This is a genomic window from Janthinobacterium sp. BCJ23 (assembly GCF_059617945.1).
In genome coordinates this window covers 249,454-273,045 of the sequence record NZ_JCAQAW010000006.1, presented here as the reverse complement: position 1 = coordinate 273,045, position 23,592 = coordinate 249,454, and the positions used below count along the sequence as shown (strand labels likewise).

At 63.1% G+C, this 23,592-nt stretch carries 22 protein-coding genes; 11 read left to right on the top strand and 11 right to left on the bottom strand.

What is annotated here, in order from left to right; translation table 11 throughout:
- Positions 1-156: 156 nt before the first annotated feature.
- Together AC54AG_RS19945 and AC54AG_RS19940 are read left to right on the top strand one after the other, a co-directional pair.
- Positions 157-2,235: an Ig-like domain-containing protein gene (locus AC54AG_RS19945; protein ID WP_496631407.1), complete on the top strand. Its 2,079-nt coding sequence runs from the start codon at positions 157-159 to the stop codon at positions 2,233-2,235.
- Between the two features lie 237 nt (positions 2,236-2,472).
- Positions 2,473-3,498, top strand: coding sequence for a LacI family DNA-binding transcriptional regulator (locus AC54AG_RS19940; protein WP_072453759.1), 1,026 nt, complete (start codon positions 2,473-2,475; stop codon positions 3,496-3,498).
- 167 nt (positions 3,499-3,665) lie between these two features.
- Here AC54AG_RS19940 and AC54AG_RS19935 read toward each other — a convergent pair whose 3' ends face one another.
- Positions 3,666-4,085 (bottom strand): YidB family protein, encoded by a 420-nt coding sequence (locus tag AC54AG_RS19935; protein WP_034751100.1) that lies wholly within the window; start codon positions 4,083-4,085, stop codon positions 3,666-3,668.
- Between the two features lie 258 nt (positions 4,086-4,343).
- On the opposite strand from AC54AG_RS19935, the gene AC54AG_RS19930 reads away from it, so the two are divergent.
- The 4 genes from AC54AG_RS19930 to AC54AG_RS19915 all read left to right on the top strand — a co-directional run bounded on the left by AC54AG_RS19930 (position 4,344) and on the right by AC54AG_RS19915 (position 8,397).
- Positions 4,344-4,556, top strand: coding sequence for a hypothetical protein (locus tag AC54AG_RS19930; RefSeq protein ID WP_034751103.1), 213 nt, complete (start codon positions 4,344-4,346; stop codon positions 4,554-4,556).
- A 109-nt stretch (positions 4,557-4,665) separates the two neighbouring features.
- Positions 4,666-5,373, top strand: coding sequence for a hypothetical protein (locus tag AC54AG_RS19925; protein WP_338678576.1), 708 nt, complete (start codon positions 4,666-4,668; stop codon positions 5,371-5,373).
- Positions 5,374-5,446: 73 nt separating this feature from the next.
- Positions 5,447-5,920, top strand: coding sequence for a DUF6328 family protein (locus AC54AG_RS19920; protein WP_070301903.1), 474 nt, complete (start codon positions 5,447-5,449; stop codon positions 5,918-5,920).
- A gap of 266 nt (positions 5,921-6,186) precedes the next feature.
- Positions 6,187-8,397, top strand: coding sequence for a hypothetical protein (locus AC54AG_RS19915; RefSeq protein WP_034751109.1), 2,211 nt, complete (start codon positions 6,187-6,189; stop codon positions 8,395-8,397).
- Positions 8,398-8,489: 92 nt separating this feature from the next.
- Here AC54AG_RS19915 and AC54AG_RS19910 read toward each other — a convergent pair whose 3' ends face one another.
- Together AC54AG_RS19910 and AC54AG_RS19905 are read right to left on the bottom strand one after the other, a co-directional pair.
- Complete coding sequence (locus AC54AG_RS19910; protein WP_331776757.1) at positions 8,490-8,954, bottom strand: DUF421 domain-containing protein; 465 nt, start codon at positions 8,952-8,954, stop codon at positions 8,490-8,492.
- 30 nt (positions 8,955-8,984) lie between these two features.
- Complete coding sequence (locus tag AC54AG_RS19905; RefSeq protein WP_496631406.1) at positions 8,985-9,908, bottom strand: LysR family transcriptional regulator; 924 nt, start codon at positions 9,906-9,908, stop codon at positions 8,985-8,987.
- Between the two features lie 102 nt (positions 9,909-10,010).
- Here AC54AG_RS19905 and AC54AG_RS19900 point away from each other — a divergent pair, with 102 nt between their 5' ends.
- The 3 genes from AC54AG_RS19900 (at position 10,011) to AC54AG_RS19890 (ending at position 12,977) form a co-directional block, all read left to right on the top strand.
- Entirely contained in the window at positions 10,011-11,027 is a 1,017-nt protein-coding gene (locus AC54AG_RS19900; protein WP_496631405.1) for an aldo/keto reductase, read from the top strand.
- Positions 11,028-11,048: 21 nt separating this feature from the next.
- Positions 11,049-11,465, top strand: a complete 417-nt coding sequence (locus AC54AG_RS19895; RefSeq protein WP_034751123.1) for an SRPBCC family protein — start codon at positions 11,049-11,051, stop codon at positions 11,463-11,465.
- A 294-nt stretch (positions 11,466-11,759) separates the two neighbouring features.
- Positions 11,760-12,977 (top strand): MFS transporter, encoded by a 1,218-nt coding sequence (locus tag AC54AG_RS19890; RefSeq protein WP_035818476.1) that lies wholly within the window; start codon positions 11,760-11,762, stop codon positions 12,975-12,977.
- A 51-nt stretch (positions 12,978-13,028) separates the two neighbouring features.
- Here AC54AG_RS19890 and AC54AG_RS19885 read toward each other — a convergent pair whose 3' ends face one another.
- The 4 genes from AC54AG_RS19885 to AC54AG_RS19870 form a co-directional block, all read right to left on the bottom strand.
- Positions 13,029-13,727, bottom strand: coding sequence for an aspartate/glutamate racemase family protein (locus tag AC54AG_RS19885; protein WP_496631404.1), 699 nt, complete (start codon positions 13,725-13,727; stop codon positions 13,029-13,031).
- Positions 13,728-13,849: 122 nt separating this feature from the next.
- Positions 13,850-14,365, bottom strand: a complete 516-nt coding sequence (locus AC54AG_RS19880; protein WP_496631403.1) for a hypothetical protein — start codon at positions 14,363-14,365, stop codon at positions 13,850-13,852.
- A 25-nt stretch (positions 14,366-14,390) separates the two neighbouring features.
- Entirely contained in the window at positions 14,391-15,926 is a 1,536-nt protein-coding gene (locus AC54AG_RS19875; protein ID WP_496631402.1) for a hybrid sensor histidine kinase/response regulator, read from the bottom strand.
- 11 nt (positions 15,927-15,937) lie between these two features.
- Complete coding sequence (locus AC54AG_RS19870) at positions 15,938-16,768, bottom strand: alpha/beta fold hydrolase (protein ID WP_496631401.1); 831 nt, start codon at positions 16,766-16,768, stop codon at positions 15,938-15,940.
- A gap of 249 nt (positions 16,769-17,017) precedes the next feature.
- Between AC54AG_RS19870 and AC54AG_RS19865 the strand changes: the two genes are divergently transcribed.
- Both AC54AG_RS19865 and AC54AG_RS19860 read left to right on the top strand, forming a co-directional pair.
- Complete coding sequence (locus tag AC54AG_RS19865; protein WP_496631400.1) at positions 17,018-18,277, top strand: PepSY-associated TM helix domain-containing protein; 1,260 nt, start codon at positions 17,018-17,020, stop codon at positions 18,275-18,277.
- A gap of 298 nt (positions 18,278-18,575) precedes the next feature.
- Complete coding sequence (locus AC54AG_RS19860; RefSeq protein WP_496631399.1) at positions 18,576-20,879, top strand: TonB-dependent receptor; 2,304 nt, start codon at positions 18,576-18,578, stop codon at positions 20,877-20,879.
- Here the strand turns inward: AC54AG_RS19860 and mdcH are convergent.
- Genes mdcH through madL form a run of 4 tightly spaced genes read right to left on the bottom strand, consistent with a single transcriptional unit; the run spans position 20,876 to position 23,580 of the window.
- Positions 20,876-21,814, bottom strand: coding sequence for a malonate decarboxylase subunit epsilon (gene mdcH / locus AC54AG_RS19855; protein ID WP_496631398.1), 939 nt, complete (start codon positions 21,812-21,814; stop codon positions 20,876-20,878). The genes AC54AG_RS19860 and mdcH overlap by 4 nt on opposite strands.
- A complete protein-coding gene (locus tag AC54AG_RS19850; RefSeq protein WP_496631397.1) occupies positions 21,811-22,419 on the bottom strand; it encodes a malonate decarboxylase holo-ACP synthase in 609 nt (202 codons plus the stop codon). Before AC54AG_RS19850 ends, mdcH begins: the two co-directional genes overlap by 4 nt.
- On the bottom strand, positions 22,419-23,183 hold the full coding sequence (gene madM, locus AC54AG_RS19845) for a malonate transporter subunit MadM (protein WP_289947998.1): 765 nt from the start codon (positions 23,181-23,183) through the stop codon (positions 22,419-22,421). Before madM ends, AC54AG_RS19850 begins: the two co-directional genes overlap by 1 nt.
- Entirely contained in the window at positions 23,176-23,580 is a 405-nt protein-coding gene (gene madL, locus AC54AG_RS19840) for a malonate transporter subunit MadL (protein ID WP_072453773.1), read from the bottom strand. Before madL ends, madM begins: the two co-directional genes overlap by 8 nt.
- Positions 23,581-23,592: the final 12 nt, after the last annotated feature.

The following is a 23,592-nucleotide window of genomic DNA, read 5'->3' as shown; positions in this document are numbered from 1 at the left end:
GGCGTTATGTTATCAGAAGGCAGGGCTTTGCACCAGCAAAACCCGTTCAGCCCGGTCAACAGCATAAGCTTGCTTTGCATCAAGTACCAGCTGCACACAAAAGATACTCTTGGGAAATTAACGCCGAGCAACTCGGCCAACCCCCGGAGACCCATCGTGCCCCATGCTCCCCTGCGCCACCTGCCAGCAGCTGTGCTGGCCGCCTTTCTCGTTTCCCTGGCCGGCTGCGGCGGCGGTTCGGCCGACACCCAGGCCGGCGCCGGTTGCGGGCTGCACAGCATGGCAGGCTGCGGCGGCAGTCCGCCGCCGGTGGTCAATCCGCCCGTCACCCCGCCGGTCACCCCACCCGTGACGCCGCCCGTGATTCCGCCCGTCACGCCGCCCGAACCGGCCAGCCTGGCCAGCGCCGTCAACCTCGTGTTTTCCAGTACGGAACTGGCCTCGGCGGGCATGGCCGGCGGCGAGGTGGCCGTCACGGCCCTCGTCAAGGATGGCGCCAACCTCGCCTTGCCCAACGCGAAGATTTCCTTTGCTACCGATTCCGGCATCCTCGGCAGCGTCGACGCCGTGACGGACAAGAATGGCCAGGCGCGCGCCCTGCTGGGCACGGGAGGCGCCAACAGCAACCGCAGCATCACCGTAACGGCCAATGTGGGCATGCGCAGCGGCAAGGGTACGGTGGCCGTCACGGGCAGCACCGTGGAAGTGCTGGGGCCCGCCGCCTTGATGCTGGGCCAGGGCGCCGACCTCACCGTCACCGTGCGCGACTCGGCGCGCAAACCCGTGGCCGGCGCCGCCATCGCCTACAGCACGGGCGCCGGCAACAGCGTGCGTGTCAAGGATGGCGGCGCGGCGCTCAGCAATGCGCAAGGCCAGCTGGTGCTGCGCCTGACGGCAAGCAGCCTGGGCAAGGACGCCGTGTCCGTCAATGCGCTGGGCGCCGCCGCCACGCAAGCGTATGCCGTGGCGGGCAGCGACCTGCGCCTGAGCCCGGCCGTGGGCCAGGATGCCAGCGGCGCGGACGTGCTGGCGGAAGTGGCCACCCTGGCGTGCCAACCCATCGACGCGCGCTACGACAAGGCGGGCGTGGCGCAGTCCGGCAGCGCCAGCTTGTCGACCTCGCGCGGCAGCCTGTTTGCGGACAGCGCCTGCAGCCAGGCCTTGCCCACCAGCTTGATGTTCAGCAATGGCAACTTGCCGCGCAGCTATGTGCAGTCGGCCAACACGGGCGTGGCCACCATCACGGCGGCCGTGGCCGGCGGTCCCTCGGCGCAGACGCGGCTGGAATTCGTCGCGCCATTGAGCCCTGCCAGCAAGCTGGCCGTGCAAGCGGATCCGGCCGTGCTGCGCGCGAATACGACGGCATCGGCCGACAATGCCAGCATCAGCACCAGTATGAGCACCATCAGCGCCGTGGTACGCGATGGCGCGGCCAACAACCTCGTCAAGAACGCGCCCGTGCTGTTTACCATCTTGAGCGACCCCAGCGGCGGCTACCTGCGGCAAGCGGGCCGGGTGCTGACGGGCAGCGACGGCCTGGCGCGCGCCGTGTACGTGGCGGGACCGGCCGACAGCGGCCGCGACGGTGTGCTGATCCAGGCCCGCATCGAGGGCGCTGCGCAAGCGGCGGCCACGGCCCTCGTGCGCTTGACGGTGGCGCGGCAAGCGCTGTCGGTCAAGCTGGGTACGGGCAGCCTGCTGCGCGAGTATTCGGCCAGCGTGCTGCAAAAGGACTTTGCCGTGTTCGTGTCCGACAGCGCCGGCAACGCCGTGCCCGGCGTCGCCATCACGGCCGCCGCCTGGCCCAGCCGCTATGCCAAGGGATACTATGTGTGGCAAGCGGACAAGCCCGAGTTCCCCGACACGGGCGTCTGGCGCCTGGCCCTGCCCCATTACAGCTGTGCCAACGAGGACGTCTTGCGCAATGGTATTTTTGACGCCGCCTACGATGGCAACGGCAATGGCGTGCTTGACCCGGGCATTCCCCTGACCGTCAGCGCAAGCGGCCTGAGCGACGCGCTGGGCATGGCCACCGTCACCGTCAGTTATCCGCGCAACTTCGCTTCCTGGGTGCGCATCGCATTGACTGTGCGGGGCACGGTCAGCGGCACGGAAGCGAGCGCCACGGCGGATTTGCCCTTACCGACCCTGGCCAGCGATTTCAGCGTCCGCCGCGTGGACCCGCCGGGACGCCTCAGCCCCTATGGCAGCGGCCCCTGCGACAGTCCAGATTGAGAAGCAAGCATACCACTTGCCATTAAATCAAATTATTTGCAACATGGATAAGAAAACAGTCTTGCCACATGGAAATATTTTCGCTATGCTCATTTTCCCGCCCAGGCCGCCACCAGCGGCCGGGCCTGCAGGAATACTTTGAGACAGGTTGCTTGCCAGACCAATATGCGAAAAAAGAATACTGTAGCCCGGACACCCAGCACCACCGCCCGCCCCGTATCCAGCGCCGGACGGCGCGTGACTTCATATGACGTGGCCCTGCTGGCCGGCGTGTCGCAATCGGCCGTGTCGCGCTGCTTCAAGCCGGGCGCCAGCGTTTCGCCAGCCACCCACGCCAAGGTCATGCAGGCGGCCATCAGCCTCGACTACATTCCCAATGCGGCCGCCCGCAGCCTGATCACGCGGCGCTCGAACCTGGTGGCCGTCATCATTTCCAACCTGGCCAATCTGTACTATCCGCAAGTATTGTCCGACCTGAGCCAGCAAATCGCCCGCCAGGGCAAGCGTCTCTTGTTGTTTACCCTCGAGCGCGAAGCGGACATCGGCAAGGTCTTGTGCGATGTGTGGCAATACCAGGTCGATGGCGCCATCGTGGCCGCCTGCCTGTCGGACGAACAGATGGCCGAATTCGGCCGGCGCGACGTGCCGCTGGTGCTGTTCAACCGCAGCCCGCGCGAGCACGCCGTGCATGCCGTGCTGTGCGACCAGGCCGAAGCGGCGCGCCTGCTCGTCTCGCGCCTGGCCGAAGCGGGCCACCGCCAGTTCGCCATCATTGACGGCCCCGGCGACTCGGCCGTCGCGCAGGAACGCAAGGCTGGCATGCTGGACCGTTTGCTGACCCTGGGCCTGCCCGCGCCCATCGTCGTCAGCGGCAACTACGATTACGCCAGCGGCGGACGCGGCTTGCGCAAAGTCATCGATCGCCTGGGTCGCGTGCCGGACGCCGTCATCTGCGGCAACGACATCATGGCCATCGGCTGCCTGGACACGGCGCGCCACCAGATGGGCATCGAGGTGCCGCTGCAAATGTCGGTGGCCGGTTTCGATGCGCTGGAAGCATCAGGCTGGCTCAGCTACGACATCACCACCCTGCGCCAGCCCGTGCAAAAGATGGCCACCGACGCCGTCGCCATGCTGGGCGAACTGATGGAGCGGCGCGGCGGCATCGCCGAGCGCCGCCGCTATTGCTCGTATCTGGTCGAGGGAAGTACGGCGAGGCTGACTGGAGCACAGCCATATTTCGGCATGATGGCCGCCGCCTGAAAAACGCCCGTGGCGTTGTTGCCTGCCCCTCGCCGTACTATTCGTACTGTCTTCGGGGCCGCGCCTAGCCACAGGCGTTTTTCAGACGCTCGCACTTCTCTGCCAAAAACCTTACACATAAAAAAACCTCGCATTGCTGCGAGGTTTTTCATTTCAAGGCCAGGGAATCAACCGAAGATCTTGCCCTTGAGCATATTCAAACCCTGGCTGACGAGGTCATTGCCTTCCGGTACCTGACCATCAGGGGTCAGTTTGTCGATCAGCTGGGGCAGCAAGGCTGCCAGGCCGCCCGAAGCCGCGTCCGGTGCGACGCCCGCTTTTTCCGCGATCTGGGTGATCGTGTCGCTACCGAGCGCATCCTTAATTTGTTCGCCGGAGACAGGCGCATTGGCACCCGTGCCGATCCAGCTGGCCACCTGGTCACCCAGGCCGCTTTCCTGGAATTTCTGCAGCAGGCCGGGCAAGCCGCCATGCTGGTTGACCAGGTCCATCACACTGGCCATCAATCCCGATGGGGCTTCCCCGTCAGCACTTTTGTTGCCCAAAGCGCTCATCGCCTGTCCTGCAAGTTGATCTAGCAAACTCATCGTATTCTCCTGAACGCTATCGATTGGTGCCGCGTGACTGCGGCTTCGGTATGGCGCAGACCATTCTGCGCCATGGAAATCATTATACTATGAATAATAAAAATGCTATAATTACAATCTTGAGGCGAACGCACAGATCGCCTCACTGTCGAGGCATCCACCTCCATCATATTTAGTTCGGCCCAACTTGCAAGCGTAAATTGACAGTTTGCAAAAACGTGTAGAATTAATTTTCCATTTACTGAGGAGTATCAACACATGAACATCAATAAAGCGGTAGACAAGGCTTACGAAAAAAAGACCTTCAAGGAAATCGCTGATGCGCCCGTCGATGCGCTGCAAGGCGTGAGCGAAAAGGATGCGGAACTGCTCAAGCAAGCGTTCAATATCAAGACCGTGCGCGATCTGGCGAACCTGAAATACTCGAAGTGGGCGCGCGCCATCGTCACCCTGGCCGATACGGAAGAATAAACCGGGCCATGCCGCAGGCATTCCCGTCAGCACAGCCCGCCCCAGTCGGCGGGTTTTTTCATTCCGGCCTATTACCGGCTGGCAAGCCGATAGCCGCGCGGAGTCGCCGTTGACTACGCCGCTGACCCTGCCCGGCATCTGCTGGCCCCTGCAAGCGAGCACGGGCCACCTTGCCGTCACCACGCAGCACATCACGGGCCACTTTCGCGCCGGCGCAGGCGAAGATGCCATCATCGTGTGCGATCTGTTGGCAGCCGGGAAGTTCCGCAATGGCGCGGCGCGCCACTGGTGCCGCACGCACCAGTGCTACTGGGGCACGCAGGCTGACGTGGCCGACTGGCAGGCAACGCGGCAGATGCGTTGCCGCCAGCACGCCAGCCCCATGGGCTACGTGCTGTATCCGGCGCTGTTCGACCCCAGCCAGTTTCACGCCACGACCTTGCGCCCGGGCCCCGATGGCTTGCTGCAACTGCGCGCCAAGGCCGATGATGGCGGCGCCCTGCTGGCGCGCGACCTAGCCGCGCTGGCCATCGATTGCCGCGCCCTGCCCGGCCTGTTCCCGCCCGACGTCGTGCAGCTGAACATCACGCCGCCCGCCGCGCAAGCGTTCACCGCCGCCTTGCAGGCAGGCACGCCGCTGGACTGCAGCGACTGCGCCCGCTGCGGCCATCCGCACCTGGACCTGGGCAGCTTCGCGCTGGCGCCGCACCGGCGCCACAGCTGCGGCCATTGCGGCCACGACGCCTCGCACAGCGCCACGGCCATCGTCTCGACGCCCCTGTGGCGGCTGCGCCAACGCTACGCGCAATGGTTCTGAAGGTGCGTCCGCCCACAGTCGGCCTGGTCGCTTGTGCGTAGACTGGCCCCATCACCACCACGAGGACGGCACCATGCCACAAACGCAACACCAGGATGAAAATGGCCAACCGGGCGACGAAGGCGATTTGTCCGACCTGCTCAGCGAATTGCGCATCCTCTTGCCGGGCGCGCAGATGCTGACGGCCTTCCTCATCATCCTGCCCTTCAACGGCGGCTTCGCGAAGATCGTGCAGGCGGAAAAAGTCGTCTTCCTGCTGACGTTCTTCCTGTCCATGACGAGCCTGGTGCTGCTCAGCGCGCCAGCCATCCAGCACCGCGTGATGCGCCCCCTGCAAGACCGCGAACGTTTCAAGCGCGTGGCCGACCGCATCATGATGTGCGGCGCCTTTTCCCTGGCGCTGGCGTTTATTCTGGGCACGAACCTGGTGATGTCGGAAGTGTTCGGCCACATCGCCGGCATCATCGCCGGCGTCCTGATGGGGTCACTCATCATTTGCATGTGGTGGTGGCTGCCCCTGCACCTGAAAAGCAGCAAGAAGATCTAAACGCAGCTGGCAGCGCCCAGTCCGTGTCCGGCAACTATCGTAGGCATAGTCGCTTTCATATTCTACGTGTCAATATTTTCCATGGGATCAGAAATTCCTTGCGCCGTCCGTCTCCGAGTGACATCAGAGCGATTCCCCCGTCCTGGCCATCTGCATGGCTGCCGTCATGCAAATACAGCTTGCGCACCTCGACGCCAAGATTAGTATGAATGCAATATTTTGTCTTCGTACAACTAGTATCGACCCCGCATTGAAAGGATGACAACTTGGATCCCGACCTCGACCTCCTCAAGAAACAGATTGAATTGATGGCCTTGCACGCGCAATCGAGCATGGACCCCGCGCAAGCAAGGGCATTCGAGGCAGCAACACGGAAAATGCAGGCGGAGTATGAAGGGGCAAAACGCATCCTGGCCGACAAGAACGCCAGCGCGGAAGCCAAGAAATATGCAAAGGACGTCACGGACGCCATCAACAAGAACTTGCCCAACATGGTCAAGGGCGTGCTGTCCGCGGCGAGCGCCTTCAAGTCCGGCGACTATATCAATGGCAGTGCCGCCATCATGGATATCTGCGCCGCCGGCATGCAGCTGATCGGCAGCCTGTCAGCCGGCGCCGGTCCGTACGGCGCGATATTCGGCGCCCTGTTCAGCATTGTCGGTCAACTGCTCACCTATTTCGGGCCAAAGCAACCTTCTCTCAAGGATCAGATCATTGAAGCAATGAAAGGGTTGAACGCGGATGAGAAACTGCGTGAAGTCAAGGCCAATGGCAGTGCGGTTGATCAATATATGGCGACCATAGGCCGCATCAAACTGGATCTGTCCGAAATTCTGCCGACGCCCTTGAACACGGTGGAGAATCGGGTGAAGGTCCACAAATGTCTCGATAGTTGCATTATTTCAATAAATAATGCGTTTACCATTATTTCCGTTTTATACGACAAATGGATGACCGCCGAATGGCTGAAGGACGAAAAAACCCAGGACCTGGAGAAATGGCCGGAAATCCTCGGCGTTTTCTGCCGCACCTACGCCGATGCGCTGCTCGCCCATGTACTGCTGGAATCCCTCGTCGACCATGAAATGGTGGGGCGGCAGCTGGAGCAGGCCTCGATTCGAAATCCGGACTACAAGAACACGCCGCACGAGTATGACGCGATCTACGACCGTTTGATACGGCTCGAAGCGGACATGGAGGCGCTGCCCAAGCTGTGGAACGACGGCAACACCCAGATGCTGGAATGCCTGAAGGCGATCGAACCGGTCGCCCGCGACCGGGGCCTGTTCGCTCACCTGGGCACCAACATGAGCAAGAACCTCTACGCCGCGACGGGAGGCAACGTCACGCGGACCGGCGAATGGAAGCCTTTTCAGATCGGCTACGGCAATCGTGGCCGCCGCTTCGCCTTGACGATGCCAAAGACAGAGGCAGGCTCGCTGAAGCCGCGCTATCACCTTTTCTTCTGCCAGCACTGGAGCGCGTCCGATAACGGCGACATGGAACACGGCTGGATGGATCCGACCACGATTGAAGTGTCGGACATGAAAGAAGTATCCGGTGATAAATTCCATGACGTCTGGGCGCTGCCGTCCCCCGACGACAGCCGCGCATCGTTCGTCTACACGGCGCGCAATGAAGGCAGGCAAGGCTCCATCAAGCTCCATCAATTGAATGACAGCGGAGAGTTGAAAGCCGGAAATTGGCAGCCGGCGACCAAGGCCGGCGTCGTCAACGTCCGCGCCATCACCCATCCACCCGCGACATTGCCCGATGACCCGGACGGGGCCGCCATGCTGCCGGCCCTCCTGCAAGGGACGGACCATTACAACTCCATCATGTACGGCGCCCTTGCCGCTTCCGGCGAGCTTTACGTCGACCAGTCAAATACCCGCTGCTACGTGCCAGCGCCGTGGGGCAGCTATACCGGTATCGATGTCGATCCCTACTATGTCTGGGTTTTCGGGCCGATGGGCCTGGCGTGCGCCACGCACGCCTCGGTCATCAGCTGTATACGCGGCATCATCAAATCGCCCAGATGGATCAGCCATATCCCCGAAGCGCTGATCGGCGACACGCATACCCATCCGGGCAAAACGTGGCGGGACAGGTACACCCAGGCGAGGATTCCCTACCCGCCGCTGATCGGAATACAATCGCTGTCGCCGTGCAAGGATGGCACCCTATTCGCCAGCATCACGACACGCACCGTTACAGCTGTACAACATGGCGGAGAAGTCGCCTACATCGCGACCGATACGCCAGCCCTGTATACGGCCCTCTACAGCATCAATATCAAGGATGGCAGCCTCAACGTGGGACCGTGGAGCAAACTGCCCGGCGGCCCGCAGGCGCAACAAGTCCAGAAGATGGCCATCCCCTGCTGGTCGCTATTTGCAAGTTTGAAAGCACAGCTGGCCAAGACGCCTGTCATGGCCCCGCCTCCGCTGCGAACTGCCCGGCAGACCACGCTGTAAGCCTGCCCTGCCCCCATGGCTCGCCGTGGCGGCTGGAATCACAGAGACGGCAAGCGACGCACGGCGGAAGGAAACGCAGCATGGGCAAGCCGCTACCCCGCCTTTTGCAAAATGGTGATCTTGCCATCTGCCTCGAGGAACGCGCATTTCATGTCCGCCAACGGACAATCGGCCTCGCGCAGCGCCTGCTCGACATCGCCGCCGGCCACCCGGCATTTCTTGACGACATCATCGAAAATCTGGCCGTCGCGGCCCAGCAGCACGGGCGTGCCATCGACCAGATCGGCGAACTTGCGGCTGCGCGAACTCAGCCATGCGATCAGCATGTTGAGGCAGATCAAAGTCAACGCCAGTACCAGGCCGGCGGGAACGGATTCGTCGCCGCCGGACAGGGAATTCGATACCGCCTCGCTCAGCAGCATGACGACCAGCAAGTCGAACGGCGTGAATTGCCCCACAGTCCGCTTGCCCGTCATGCGCACCATCAGCAGCAAGGCAAGGTAGATGATGACGGCGCGCGCCACCAGTTCCCACACCGGCACACTCAGATCGAACATGGCAATCCTCCCCACAGATGATTGCCTTATTTATACGTCTTTTTGCTCCGGCATGGCAACACCGCTGGCCTGCTCCAGCAACGTTTCGCGGAAAATCCCCACCAGCGGACGCAGGTTGACCTTGTGCCAGGCCAGCCACAATGGCGTGCGGTAGCTGAACCACGGCAGTGCGCGCACGATCACGCCGGCCGGCGCGTGCTGGCGCAGGCTGTGCTGGATCATGGCCATGCCCAGCCCGGCCGCCACCAGGCCCAGCGCCGTCAGCGGTTCCGTTGCTTCCAGGCGGATATCGGGCGTAAAACCAGCGCGCGCGCAGGCGGCGATAAAGTTATCGTGTTTCAGCACGCTTTCCTTGTGCAGCACGGCAATCCATTCCTGGCCCGCCAGGTCCTCGGGCGTCAGCTCCGCCTTGTGCGCCAGCGGATGCGTCTCCGGCAAGGCCAGCAGCATGGGATCGCTCAGCACTTGCGCGCAATCGAGGTCCGGGTCGTTCGGCAGCGGCGGTTCGCACAGCAGCGCGATATCGAGGCTGCGCTGGCGCAAGCCCTCGATCTGCTCGGCAGAATGCAGCTTGTACAGGGCGATATGCACCTGTGGGCGCGTGGCGCGCAAGGCGCGCAAGCCATCGGGCAGGACGCCCGCATGCATGGCGTTCTCGATGTAGCCGATGCACAGGCCGCCCTCGTCGCCGCGTCCCAGGCGCTTGGCCAGCGCTTCCAGGCGATTCCCGTGCGTGATAAAAGCGCGCGCTTCGGCCAGGAAAGTATGGCCGTCGCGCGTCAGGCGGATGCGCTGCGCGCTGCGCTCGAACAGGGTCAGGCCCAGCCTGTCTTCAAGCTGGGCGATTTGCCGGCTCAGCGGCGATTGGGAAATATGCAGGCGCTCGGCGGCCCGCCCCACGTGTTCTTCCTCGGCGACGGCGATGAAGTATTGCAATTGACGGATATCCAGCATATCAGACCTTTCAGGACTCAAGTTGCGCCAATTATGTCTTGGACAGGCTTAACTTGTCCAGCTATTCTGTCTTCACTGATCCACACATTGAAGGAAAACATCATGAGTATCAAACACTTACTGACAGGCAAACTGGGTTTCGGCACGGCGCCGCTGGGCAATATGTTCCGCAACATTCCTGAAGAGGAAGCCAAGGCGACCGTCGACGCGGCCTGGGAATCGGGCATCCGCTACTTCGATACGGCCCCGTTCTACGGCGCTGGCCTGGCCGAGCTGCGCCTGGGCGCCGCCCTGAAACAGCGCCGCCGCGACGAATACGTACTGAGCACCAAGGTCGGCCGCCTCATCCTCGACGAACTGGAAGACCCGGCAAGCCGCGAACTGGGCGAAAAAGGCGGCTTGTTCGAATTTGGCCGCAAGAACAAAATCGTCGACGATTACTCGGCTGACGCCACCCTGCGCTCGATCGAAGACAGTTTGAAACGCCTGGATACGGATCACCTCGACATCGTCTGGGTACACGACATCGCCCAGGATTTCCATGGCGACAACTGGCTGGCGCAATTTGAAACGGCCCGCACAGGCGCCTTCCGCGTGCTGACCCGCTTGCGCGAAGAAGGCGTCATCAAGGCCTGGGGCGTGGGTGTGAACAAGGTGGAACCACTGGAACTGACCCTGGACCTGGCCGAAGCCCAGCCCGACGCCTTCCTGCTGGCCGGCCGCTACACCCTGCTCGACCATGAACGGGCGCTGCAGCGATTGATGCCTGCCGCCGCGAAACAGAACGTCGACATCGTCGTCGGTGGACCCTACAGTTCGGGCATCCTGGCCGGTGGCGCGCATTTCGAATACCAGAAAGCCTCGCCCGAGATCATTGCAAAAGTGGAACGCATCAAGGCCATTGCCACGCGCCATGGCGTCAGCGTGAAGGCCGCCGCCCTGCAATTCTCGCTGGCCAACCCGGCCGTGGCCGCCGTGATCCCCGGCGCCAGCCGTCCGCAACGCCTGGCCGAAGACCAGCAAGCATTGAACAGCGTCATCCCCGCCGCCTTCTGGCAAGACATGCGCGCCGAGCAACTGGTGTCGCCATTCGCGCCGCTGCCCGGCAGCACTCTCTAATATATACATAAGGAAATTACCATGGCCCATACCACCACCTCGATCGACATCGCCGCCACACCGGCGCAAGTGTGGCAACTGATTGGCGGCTTCAACTCGCTGCCCGACTGGCTGCCGTATATTCCCAGCAGCACCCTCAGCGATGGGGGCCGCATCCGCCATCTGGCCAATCCGGCCGGCGACGTCATCGTCGAGCAGCTGGAAGCGTACGACAATGCGGCGCGCAGCTACAGCTATTCCATCCTGCAGGCGCCGTTTCCCGCCACCGATTATTTGTCCACCCTGCAAGTGAGCGCGATTCCCGGCAGCGATGGCGCGCGGGTCAGCTGGTCGGGCCGCTTCACGCCCGTGGGCGTGAGCGAGCAGGAAGTGACGGAGCTGTTCCACGGCATCTACGTGGCGGGCCTGGAAGCGCTGCAGCAATCATTGACGAAGTAACAATCCGCGAAGACCATTTCCGCCACAGCCAGCTTTTCTTCGCCTGCCCTGTGGCGGAATCGCGCAGATTCCGTGTTATCGTTAACAACAAGAGCAAGCGTTATTGTGTGCAGTGCAGCATATTTCAGCCATCACCCAGCAGAGCTTGCCCGAATCTTTTACAATGTTGTCTTTGGGCAGTTCCTATCGCCCGAAAATACCGGCCAGCCGACGACTCTGGTGGCGCATTGCCACTTCCGGCCGGGCCACAGCGCGTCTCTCCACCCTGTCATTCTTTACCCAACTAACAAGAACATGCACGCCTCCGTAGACCCATTGATTCCGCGCGTCACCGCGCCTTTTGGCGCTGGTTATGCCGACCTGGCCCTGGCCATCGGCGGCCTCGCCATCGGTACGGGCGAATTTGCCTCCATGAGCATCCTGCCCGTGGTGGCCGACGACCTGGGCACGACCTTGCCGCAGATGAGCCACATGATCAGCGCCTATGCGCTGGGCGTGGTCGTCGGCGCGCCCCTGATCACGATCTTCCTGGCCCGCATGCCGCGCCGGCTGATGCTGATCTGCCTGATGCTGATGTTCGCTGGTGGTAACTTGCTCAGCGCCATCGCCCCCAATTATGGCTTGCTGGTCGTCGCGCGTTTTGTCGCCGGCATCCCGCACGGCGCGTATTTCGGCGTGGCGGCCTTGGTGGCAGCCGCGCTGGCCGAACCGGACAAGCGGGGACAGGCCGTCGCCCGTGTCCTGATGGGCTTGACCGTAGCCAATATCTTCGGCGTGCCGCTGGCCACGTATATCGGCCAGACCCTGGGCTGGCGCTCGGCCTTCTTGCTCGTCGCCGCGCTGGGTTTGCTGACCATGCTGATGGTGCGCATCTTCGTGCCCATGGTCGCCGCCGGCGACTCGAGCCCGCGCCGCGAACTGGGCGTGTTCCGCCGCCTGCAAGTGTGGCTGACCCTGCTGATGGTGGCGATCGGCTTTGGCGGCATGTTCGCCGTCTATACGTTCATCACGCCGACCTTGCTGGAAATCACGAAAGTGTCGCCCCTCGTCATCTCCATCTTGCTGGCCATTATCGGTGTGGGCATGACCGTGGGTAATCTGATCGGCGGCTGGCTGGCCGACCGCTCGCGCCTGTGGACCATCTTCGGCGTGCTGCTGTGGAACGTGGCCGCCCTGGCCGCCTTTACCTATACCAGCAGCAATGTGTGGCTGACGGCCATCAACCTGTTCGCCATCGGCGCCGGCATCGCCGTCGCTCCCGCCGTGCAGACGCGTTTGATGGACGTGGCCGGCGACGCGCAAACCGTGGCCGCCGCCCTCAACCATTCCGCCTTCAATATCGCCAACGCCCTGGGTGCCTGGGCCGGCGGCATCGCCATCGCCATGGGCATGGGCCTGCGTTCGACAGGCTGGGTCGGCGCCATGCTGGCCTGCGGCGGCATCGTCGTGCTCGGTATTTCCGTGCTGGTGGAAAACCGCAGCCGCAATGTGGGTGGTGCGCAGCCGGCTTGAGTCGTTCAGTGAGCGGCGGCAGGTTCAGGCGGCCGCTCACTGCCCGCTCGTCTAGTCCTCGATGGCAAACGCCACCGCCGCCTCGCAATGAATGGCCGTGGTATTAAATAACGGCAAGTCGATATCTGCGGGCTTGACCAGCAATGGAATCTCCGTGCAACCCAGAATCACGCCCTGCACGCCTTGCAGCCGCAGTTTCTCGATGATGCCGAGAAAAATTTTCCGACTGCCATCGGTAACAATATTCTGTACCAGTTCCGTGTAGATAATGTCGTGGACGACTTCCTGGTCGGCCGCATCGGGTGTCACTGTGGCGATGCCAAAGCGCTCCAGCGCGTCGTGATAAAAGCGGCCCGCCATGGTCTGCTTGACACCCAGCAAGCCGACCTTGCGCAAGCCCGACTGCTGCACCCGCTTCGCCGTTTCCTCGACGATGCTGATGAAAGGCAAGCCGATCCGCGGCACGACGGCCGGCGCGAAGCGGTGCACGCCATTCGCGCATAGCAGGAAGAAATCCGCGCCCATGCCTTGCAGGCGCCGCCCTTCCTTGACGAGGAATTGCTCGATGGCGTGGGAATCGGCTTGCGCCGCGTGCGCGACGAAATCGGCCTGGTCGATGCTGACCAGTATGATGCGCGCGCTATGCGCGGGACCGAGGCGCGCCACCAGCATTTCATTGAGCAAGCGGTAGTATTCCAGGGTGGAAGCCCAGCCGATGCCGCCGATCAAGCCTATCGTTTTATGCTGCACGTCTATCCTGGCAAAAAAGAGTTTCGTACATTGTATGTCACGCGTATCCAGACGATGGCAGAGAAGCACGCAGCGCTGCCGCCATCCAGATGGCGCGGCACCTTGCCGTCTATCCTCCGCATCTACCTGATGTCATGGCCATTGGAGGTCTGTCGACTATATTCGCTCTCAAACGCGGCCAGGCTTTCCGCCTGCGCCCACAGGCTGGCGATATAGCGGAATTCATCCTCGAACGGCTGCTCGAAATCGGCCACGTCCGTCGCATACTCGCAATTGCGGCTCAGCATGACCAGCCAGTCGGGATAAGCTAGCGCCGGGTACAAGCGGGTAAAGATGGCATCGAGCGAAGCCACGCTTTCCCGCCCTGCCAGATAGGCGGCGCGCAACTCGACGATGTATTTACCAGCCAGGAATTGCTGATCGAGCCGTTGCGTGCCCCGGTAGCGCTCGATAATCACCTCGGCCAGCGGCAGTACCTCGTCAACACCCCGGGCGCTGGCCAGCAGCACGACCTCGAGGTCGTCGCCTTCCTGATCCAGGCGCAAACGCTCCACGGCCCAGTCCACGCAGCGGTCCGCCAGGGCAAAACCCATGCGCAGCTGGAAAACGGCGAGCTCCAATTCTGTCAGTTGTTCCATGTCTTTCATTTTGCTGATGCCCTCCTCACTCCGCCTGCAGCATCTTTTGCAGCACCGCATCAAGCTCATAAAAATCCACGGGCTTGGTCAGGTGCAGATCGAAGCCCGCATCGGATGCCATCTGGCGGTCCTTGTCCTGGCCCCAGCCCGTGACGGCCACGAGGATGGCGTCCTTGCCGCAGGGTTCACTACGCAACAGCCGCGCCACGTCGTAGCCATTCATGTCCGGCAAGCCGATGTCGAGCAGGATCACGCGTGGCATGAAACTTTTCGCCGTAGCCATGCCTGCAGGGCCATCGTAGGCCGTGCGCACTTCATAGCCGAGGATGTCGAGCGCCAGCGCCAGGCTTTCGGCCGCGTCGGCGCTGTCGTCGATGACCAGCACCTTGCCCTCGCGCGTGCCGGCCAGTAAGCGGCGGTTGGGCTCGGGCGGCGCTTGCAGCGGCACGGCGGGCAGCGGCAGGCGCAATATGAAGGTGCTGCCCAGCCCCACGCCATCGCTGTGCGCGCTGATGCTACCGCCATGCAATTCAGCCAGGCCGCGCACCAGCGACAGGCCGATGCCCAGGCCGCCCTGTGCCCGCGACAGGGCCGGTTCCAGCTGCGAAAACATGTCGAACACCGTGTCCAGGTGCTCGGGCGCGATGCCGATGCCCGAATCGCGCACGGTAATGTGCACGTCGTTTTCCGTGCACGCCACTTCCAGCCCGATGATGCCGTTGGCGGGCGTGTACTTGACGGCGTTGGTCAGCAGGTTGGCAATCATCTGCCCCAGGCGCGTGGCGTCGGCGTCGAGCCAGATGGCTTGCGGCCATTGCTCCACGTGCACCGCGTGGCCCGATTGCGCGGCCAGCTCCGCCACGCTGTGCAGGGCCGCTTCGACCACGGGGGCCAGCTCCACGCTGGCGCGGCGCAATTCCAGACGCCCCTGCGTGATGCGCGACACTTCCATCAAATCGTCGACCAGGTGCGTCATGTGGCCCACTTGCCGGCCCAGCACGTCTCGCGCCCAGCGCAGCTGCGGATCGTCCAGCTGCGCCAGGCGCAGCACTTCCAGCACATTGCGCATGGGCGCCAGCGGGTTGCGCAACTCGTGCGCCAGGGTGGCCAGGAACTCGTCCTTGCGCCGGTCGGCGGCCGCCAGCCGCTCGTTGAGCTCGCCCGCCTCCTTGCGCGCCAGCTGCAGCTGCTGCTCGTATTTGCGCCGGTCGCTGGCAACAAAGACGGCGATCTCGTCATAACGCACGCCCTCGTGCACGCGGCGCACGGCGTTGAACAGCATCGGTATGGATTGCCCCTGGCGCTGGCGCATGTCGAGCAGAATTTCCGACACGCTGCCCTGCACCTGCATCAGCGGCAGCCAGTGCGTCTGGTGGAACACGCGCCCGCCGATGGTCAGCAAGTCCTGCAGTTTCTTTTTGCCGAGCAATTCCGCAGAGCCATAGCCGAGCCAGCCGCAAAAGGTGGCGTTCGCCTGCACAATGGTGCCGTCAGCCGTGCATAGCAGCAAGCCGCAAGCGGCGTGCTGGAACAAGGTACTGGTATCAGGCAAGGAAGGCATCGTGTCGCGCATTACAGGTGCAGGCCGTCGAGAAATTGGCGGATGGCGCGGTAGCTGGCATCGGGCACGCTCATGTGCGGGCAATGACCGACATTCTCGACCACGTGCAGGCTGCTGCGCGGCAGCATCTCGCGCAAGTACTCGCCCACGGACGGTGGCGCGATGAAGTCGTCGCTGCATTGCACGATCAGGGCCGGCGTGCTGTTGTGCGGCAAGATGGCGCGGTGGTCGGACAAAAACGTGGTTTGCGCGAAATGCCGGGCGATGGCCGGGTCTGTGCGGCAAAAACTGTTCACAAGATCGTCTCCCAGCGCCGGCTGCCCGGGCGCGCCCATGATGGCAGGCGCCATGCCGGCGGACCAGCCCAGGTAATTGCTGTCCATGGCATCCAGCAAGTCGTCGATATCGGCACGGCTGAAGCCGCCCCGGTAGCCGGCCGCCGCATCGTCGACATAGCACGGCGATGGCGCCAGCATGACTTGCGCGGCGAACAACTCCGGCTCGGCAATCGTGGCCAGCAAGGCGCTCATGGCGCTGACGGAATGGCCGACGCAAATCAAGGGACCGCCGCCAACGGCATGGATGACCTGGCGCAAATCGGCGCCATGCGCGTCGAGCCGCGCATAGCGATCGAAATCATAGGCGCCCTGGTCGGAAGCGCCACTGCCGACCAGATCGAACAGCACGGTGCGGTAGTGCGGACGAAACAGCGGCTCCAGATAGCGCCACATGGTTTGATCGCAGCCAAAACCATGCATGAACACCATGGTGGCTGCCGCGCCCGCCAGCGGTGCATCGTTGCGTTCGTTCACGCGGACATTGTTCCGATCTTCTATACGCATGCCGCTTCAACCTTGAATATTTCCATGTGGAATGTAAATTAACTTCTTGCTAGCATCTTAGCATGCGCCATTTGACTCGAGGCAACACCATTGGCGCTGGACAAACGCCATGCCACGGCGGATAATGAGAACGATTCCCATTATCAAAATAACAGGCCTGTACTAGGCCCATACTTGGCTTTTCCCTGTGCGCCCCGGTGGCGCCCGCTGGCGGCAACAAGCCGGTTTTATGTTGAAGGTTTGTACCGCATGCGCGCTTTCTGGACTGTCATACACCGCTGGGCCGGTCTCACCATCGCCCTCTTCCTCATCGTCGCGGGCCTCACGGGCGCCGTCACGTCGTGGGACCACGAACTGGACGAATGGCTCAACGCCGACATCATGGAAACGCCGGGCCGCGGTCCCCTTCAGCCGCCGTTCGTGCTGGCGCAAAAAGTGGCCGCCGCCGACCCGCGCGTGGAAGTCAATTACATGACCCTGGGCCTGGAAGAAGGCCATGCGGCCGCCTTCATGGTGCGTCCGCTCACCGACCCGGCCACGAACAAGCCGTTCGTGCTCGACTACAATACCGTCTACATCGATCCCGTCACGGCGCAGATCACGGGCACGCGCGATTCGACGGCCATTTCCCTGTCGCGCCGCAGCCTGATGCCATTCTTGCGCCATCTGCACTACAGCCTGCACGTGCCCGCCTTCTGGGGCACGGACCGCTGGGGCTACTGGCTGATGGGGACGGTGGCCCTGATCTGGCTGCTCGACAGCATGGTGGCGTTTTATCTGACCACGCCGCGCCGTTTGCGCCCACGCGCGCAGGATGAAGCGCCGCGCCACCGCGACGCCGCCAACTGGTGGCAGCGCTGGAAACCGTCATGGGTGGTGCGCTGGGCGGCCGGCGGCTACAAGCTCAATTTCGATCTGCACCGCGCGGGCGGCCTGTGGGTGTGGATCATCATCATCGTCGTCGCGTTCACGTCATTCTCGCTGAACCTGTACCGTGAAGTGTTCTATCCCGTCATGTCGCTCGTCTCGACCACCACGCCGGGCCCGTACGAAACGCAGACGCCGGCGCCATACGGCACGTATATCACGCCCGCGATCGGTTTCGAGCAAGCCGTCGCCATCGCCAAAAAGCAGGCCGTGCAGCGCGGCATCACGTCACCCATCGGCGGCATTTATTACGGCGGCAATTACTCGTTCTACAACGTCTCGTTCTTCGACCCGGCAGACGAGTTCGGCGCGGCCGGCATGGGCTTGTCGAACCTGTACGTCGACGGCATGGACGGCAGCATCATCGGCCAGCACAAGCCATGGGAAGGCACGGCCGCCGACGTCTTCGTGCAATTGCAATTCCCCCTGCACTCGGGCCGCATCCTCGGCCTGCCGGGACGCATCATGATGTCCTTCATGGGCGTGATGGTGGCCATGCTGTCGGTGACGGGCATCGTCATCTGGGAAAGAAAACGTCGTTCGCGCCGCCTGCAAGCGAAAAAGCCCCAGCAATCCACCTGAAGTAACGGCTCCACGAGGGCGCAGGCGGAGGCATTCGGTCTGCGCCGCACACGCGCAACGCGCAACTAATAATAGCGGCCATCCCACCTCCGCACTTTGCTACACGGTAGCCGGCACATGCCGGCTGTACGCGCTACTCTTCCCGTGTGACTAATGCAGTTTACTTGCAATAGCATGACGCGCCAGCTATTATTGCAACTCAATTGCATTTACCACTTTGCGCTGCGCCTGCGTCCAGCGCCAGCATCCCATACGCCTATTAGAGAGTCCTATGCGCCATCATGTATTCGCAGCCGCCATGCTGTCCACTGCCCCGCTCGCTTACGCGGCGGACGACGTCACCCTGCAAACCATCAAAGTCCGCGCGGACAGGCCTTCCAGCATCGACAGCGTCGTCATCGTCGAGAATACGCAAGCCCAGAACAGGACTTTGGGCGGCATGCTCGAGCATGTCTCCGGCGTGCAAAGCAGCGCCTTCGGCCCGAATGCCGGCGCCCCCGTGATTCGCAGCCTCAGTGGCAGCCGCGTGCAAATCCTGGAAGATGGCCAATCCATCCTCGGCATGAATGCGCTCAGCGGCGACATCAACATCCCGTTCGACCCGCTGTTTGCGCGCAGCGTGAGCGTGAACAAATCGTCCGACAGCGTACGTTTCGGCGGCAATGCGATCGGCGGCAGCGTGGACGTCGATTCCGGCCTCATTTCCAGGAAGATGGAGAGCAAGGAGAAAGACCTGGAGCTGGTGCTGCGCAAGGGATTCAACGATGCCGACGCGCAAGGCTTGCGCATGAATTTCAATGATGGCAAACATTTCTCGACGAATTTGCAGATGTCCTTCCAGAAAATCGGGCATTACGATATTCCTGGCAACAGCAAGGCCGGCGTGTGCAACAGCCAGCTGTTCCCTTCGAGGGGCGGCGTGAATAGCTTTCTGGCCGACAGTTGCCAGAAAGAAGCGAGGATCCAGCAAGTCTACAACAAGGCTTCGCAACCGTTTATCGACCAGTTCATGAAGGAAAATCCGGACTGGGCGGACGGCGATTTTTCCTTCTATACGAATCAGCCGACGTCCGTCTGGCAGCGCAAGACCTACGTCAATCCGGCCAACCCCGCTTATGTGCCGGGTACGCCAAAGACGGTGCAGAACAAGATCAACAAGGACGTGACACCCGATTACCACGGCACCTTGGGCAACAGCCATGCCAGCAATTCCCACTTTGCCGTCGGCAGCACCTATTTTTTCGATCGCGGTTACGTGGCCGTCAGCCTCGACACCAAGAATAGCGACTATGGCGTGCCGGGCTTTTCCATGGAAAACAAGTCTTTCGGGGCCAACCATGACGAGGGGTTGCCCGTCGGCGTCGTGATCAGCCAGGATAAATATGCGCTGGAAGCCACTCTGCGCGACCCCGTCGCGTACATGGAAAGCGCGCAGCTGCGCGTGTCGCGCCTGAACAATACGTCGGGAGAACGCCTCGGTGCGGCGAAGGCGAATGACTACCGCTTCGACACCAATCAAGCCGAGCTCCTGCTGGCGCACCGGCGCGCGGGGCCATTGAGCGGCGTGCTTGGCCTGAGCCTTCAATCCCGCGACATCACCGGCAGCGGGCCGCAGCTTTACCTTCCCGATGCGAGCACGGCCAGCAGCGCGCTGTTCGTCAAGGAAAGCCTCGATGCCGGCTGGGCCACCTTCGACGCCGGTTTTCGCCATGAAAAAGTCGAGCACGACATCCACAAGAGCGGATTCAAGACGTCAAGGAATGCGAAAAACGCCAAACTCGAGGACAGGTCATTCAGCCTGAACAGCTATAACCTGGGGGCCTCGGCCAAGCTGGGCCAGCTGTTCGGTGCGAAGGTGCGCTATGCCTCGTCGGAAAGAGCGCCCGACGTCAATGAGTTGTATGCGAGCAACCGCCACTATTCGATCATGACCCAGGAAGAAGGCAACCAGGATTTGAAAGCCGAGCGCGCACGGAATACCGAGCTTACGGGCTTGTTCGGCCATCGCGGCTTCCAGCTGTCCGCCACCGGCTACGTCATGAAGTATGAAAACTTTCTGTATCTTGGCCACTCGGGCCTGCAGACGGCCAATCGCCTGCCATTAAAATATTGGAAGCAGACCGATACGACGGTCAAGGGATTCGAGATCGACGCCTCGCAGCTCATTGAGCTTGGCGGCTACGGCAAGCTGAACCTCTCCGCCTTTGCCGACCTGGTCAAGAACAAGGCGGACAATCCGGACAAGCTGCGCGCGCACAACGACGGCGCCTACCTGCCCAACATGCCCACCAACCGCTATGGCGCGAATCTGCTGTGGGAAAACAAAGGGTGGAAGGCCAGGCTTTCCAGCACCTGGTACGACAAGCAGAAGTACCTGGGCAAGAGCGTCAGCGAGGAAGTGCCGCTCGACGGCTACACCATGGTGAACTTCCAGGTGAGCCGCGCACTGCAAGTGCCGAATTCGCCGTTTGCAGGCATCGACGTATTCATCAGCGGCACCAACCTCCTCGATGACGATGCCAGGCCGCACAACTCTCCACTGAAATACATCGCGCCCTTGCCGGGCCGTGGCTTCCAGATTGGACTGAGCGCCAGGCTCTAAGACGCGGCGCCGTCCCGCTCCCGCCTCACCAGCGCAAGCAGGCTGTCGCCCCGGTTGCCGTCGCAGCAGACGGCCACGCCATCCGTAAAATCAGGCGCCGTCAGCCGCGTCAGGACGCTGCCGGGCGGCATTTCCAGCGCCAGCCTGGCGCCACGCTCCCACGCCAGGCGCGCGGTAGCGGTCCACTGCACGCGCTGCGCCATGTTGGCAGCCAGGCTGTCCCGGATGCGGGCCGGGTCGAACAGAGCGCGCGCCGCGCTGCTGCTCAGGTAGACGAGCGACGGCCGGCGCACGACTACGCCATCGAAGGCGGCGGCCATGTCGCCTGCGGCAGCCTCCATCAACGGACAGTGCGACGGCACGCTGACGGCCAGACGCTTGGCCTTGCTGGCGCCGTGCGCGAGGGCCAGCGCCATCACGGCGTGCAAGCCAGGCTCGCTGCCGGCAATGGCGATCTGGCGCGACGCGTTCAGGTTGGCGACATACACGGGCGTTGCTGCGCTGTGCACCGGGGCCAGCAAGGGTTCCAGCTGCGCCAGGTCCAGGCCGATGATGGCCGCCATGCCGTAGCCGGCCGGGTACGCGTGCTCCATCAACTCGCCGCGCCGCGCCACCAGGCGCACGGCATCCGCATAATCGAGCGCGCCGGCGACGACGGCCGCCGCATATTCGCCGATGGAAAAGCCGGCCACCATGTCGGGCAGCGCGCCGCGTGCCGCCAGCGAACGCGCCATCGCCACACCCGCGATCAGCAAACACAGTTGCACGGCCCGCGTCGACGCCAGCGCGGCAGCCGTGTCCAGCGCCAACGGATCGTGGCCCAGCACTTCAGCCGCTTCGGCCAGGGCCGCCGCCACGGCAGGATCGCCGGGCAACGCATGCAGCATGCCCGGAGTCTGGGCACCCTGGCCGGGAAAGGTAAACAAGACGCTCATGCCAGCTCCCATGGCGTGGCCGTCAGCACGGGACCATGATCCGTTTTCAACAAGACCCGGCCCCGCCCCGCCGCCCACTCGGCATACGCAAAGCCGCCACGGCCCGTGTCGATCTGCAGGTCCAGCCGGCACGCCGTGACAGTGGCCGCGATGGCGCGCAGGGCGTCGGCCTGGGTGAGGTCCGGCGGCGCGGCGATGCGCAGCACCAGATCGAGGTCGCTGTCGGCGCGCAGCACGGGCAAGCCGCTGGCCAGCGAGAAACCGACGCCGCCCGTCGGCCCCCAAGGCCAGCCCGTGGCGCCGAGCAGCGGCGCAACTTGTCGCAGCGCGTCGAGCGCGGCGCAGGAAAAATCCGGCACTGGCGCATGCGCCAGCATTTCCGGCGTGACGCGGCGCACGACGGCGGCGGCGTCCACTTCGCACGCATGCCGCTCGCTGCGCAGCATGCCGCGCATACCCACGGGGATGCGCCCAGGGGCCGTGCTGGCGCGCCGCACCACCAAGGGCGCCGCCTGCAGCCAGGCAGAGTCGGCCCAGGCGGGCAAGGATGCGCCGTCCGGCAAGCCGTCCAGCCACAACAGATCATGCGCGCGCCAGGCTTCCATCAGGCCACCACCGCCTTGACGGCAAAGAACAGCAACGATGGACCCAGCAAACAGCCCAGGCCCGTATGAAACGTGGCCACCAGCGCGCCATACGGCACCAGCTTGCGGTCGGTGGCGGCAAGGCCCGCCGAGACGCCGCTGACGGTGCCGGCCAGGCCGCCGAAGACCATGGCCGAACGCGGCGTTTTCAGTCGCAGGAAACGCGCCGCAGCGGGCGTGCCCACCATCACCAGGATGGCCTTGATGAGACCCGCCGCGATACTGAGCGCCATGACGTCGGAACTGGCGCCGATGGCCGCACCCGTGACGGGGCCGACGATGTAGGTGACGGCGCCGGCGCCGATGGTGGTCATGCTGACGGCGTCCGAATAGCCAAACGCGTACGCAACGCCCGCGCCGACGAGGAACGGCAGCACCACGCCCAGCATCAGCGCCACGACGCCGATCAGGCCAGCCTTGCGCGCTTCCGTCGCCTGCACTTCGAAGGCCGTGGCGACGATGGCAAAGTCGCGCAGCATGGCGCCGCCCATCAGGCCGATGCCGCCGAACAGCGACAGATCGGCCAGTCCCTTGTGGCCGCCGCTATGCACGCCGCCCCAGTAAGCGAGGCCCAGGCCGATGACGATGGCGATGGCCGAGCCATGCACGCGGCCCAAGGTCAGATACTTCGACAGCGCCACCGACAGCAGCATGATCAGGCCGACAAAGGCGAACGCCGTCACCAGGCCATTGTGGATGGCGGCTTTTTCAAATATCTCAAGCATGACGGTGCTCCTTGATCAGCATCGAGTCGGCTTCGACGGCGGCCGGGCTTTCCATTCGATTAATCAGCGAGATCACTGCGCCGCAAACGATGACGGAACCGATGGCGGCCAGCACGGCCACCGGCCCGCCGCGCAGGGCCGCCACCACGTCCTGCTGTGCAGCCATCGCCACCACCACGGGAATATACATGGCGCCCCAGTATTCGACGCCCCGCTCCGTCATCTGCGGCAGCCAGCCGCGCCGCTGCATGTAGAGACGGGCGCAGATCAGCAGCAGCATGGCGATGCCCACGCCACCCACGTTGGTCTTGACGCCCATCAGCTGCCCGAGCAGGTCGCCCAGGAAGATGCCGAGCAAGTGGCATAACGCCAGCAGTGCGGTTCCGTAAATGATCATGATTTGTCTCCG

Coding starts and splice junctions, on each gene's coding strand:
- madM (WP_289947998.1), bottom strand. CDS start 23,183: ATGCTTGAGATATTTGAAAAAGCCGCCATCCACAATGGCCTGGTGACG.
- AC54AG_RS19870 (WP_496631401.1), bottom strand. CDS start 16,768: ATGCGTATAGAAGATCGGAACAATGTCCGCGTGAACGAACGCAACGAT.
- AC54AG_RS19880 (WP_496631403.1), bottom strand. CDS start 14,365: ATGGAACAACTGACAGAATTGGAGCTCGCCGTTTTCCAGCTGCGCATG.
- AC54AG_RS19895 (WP_034751123.1), top strand. CDS start 11,049: ATGGCCCATACCACCACCTCGATCGACATCGCCGCCACACCGGCGCAA.
- AC54AG_RS19875 (WP_496631402.1), bottom strand. CDS start 15,926: ATGCCTTCCTTGCCTGATACCAGTACCTTGTTCCAGCACGCCGCTTGC.
- madL (WP_072453773.1), bottom strand. CDS start 23,580: ATGATCATTTACGGAACCGCACTGCTGGCGTTATGCCACTTGCTCGGC.
- AC54AG_RS19905 (WP_496631406.1), bottom strand. CDS start 9,908: ATGCTGGATATCCGTCAATTGCAATACTTCATCGCCGTCGCCGAGGAA.
- mdcH (WP_496631398.1), bottom strand. CDS start 21,814: ATGAGCGTCTTGTTTACCTTTCCCGGCCAGGGTGCCCAGACTCCGGGC.
- AC54AG_RS19890 (WP_035818476.1), top strand. CDS start 11,760: ATGCACGCCTCCGTAGACCCATTGATTCCGCGCGTCACCGCGCCTTTT.
- AC54AG_RS19935 (WP_034751100.1), bottom strand. CDS start 4,085: ATGAGTTTGCTAGATCAACTTGCAGGACAGGCGATGAGCGCTTTGGGC.
- AC54AG_RS19910 (WP_331776757.1), bottom strand. CDS start 8,954: ATGTTCGATCTGAGTGTGCCGGTGTGGGAACTGGTGGCGCGCGCCGTC.
- AC54AG_RS19930 (WP_034751103.1), top strand. CDS start 4,344: ATGAACATCAATAAAGCGGTAGACAAGGCTTACGAAAAAAAGACCTTC.
- AC54AG_RS19860 (WP_496631399.1), top strand. CDS start 18,576: ATGCTGTCCACTGCCCCGCTCGCTTACGCGGCGGACGACGTCACCCTG.
- AC54AG_RS19900 (WP_496631405.1), top strand. CDS start 10,011: ATGAGTATCAAACACTTACTGACAGGCAAACTGGGTTTCGGCACGGCG.
- AC54AG_RS19920 (WP_070301903.1), top strand. CDS start 5,447: ATGCCACAAACGCAACACCAGGATGAAAATGGCCAACCGGGCGACGAA.
- AC54AG_RS19850 (WP_496631397.1), bottom strand. CDS start 22,419: ATGGAAGCCTGGCGCGCGCATGATCTGTTGTGGCTGGACGGCTTGCCG.
- AC54AG_RS19865 (WP_496631400.1), top strand. CDS start 17,018: ATGCGCGCTTTCTGGACTGTCATACACCGCTGGGCCGGTCTCACCATC.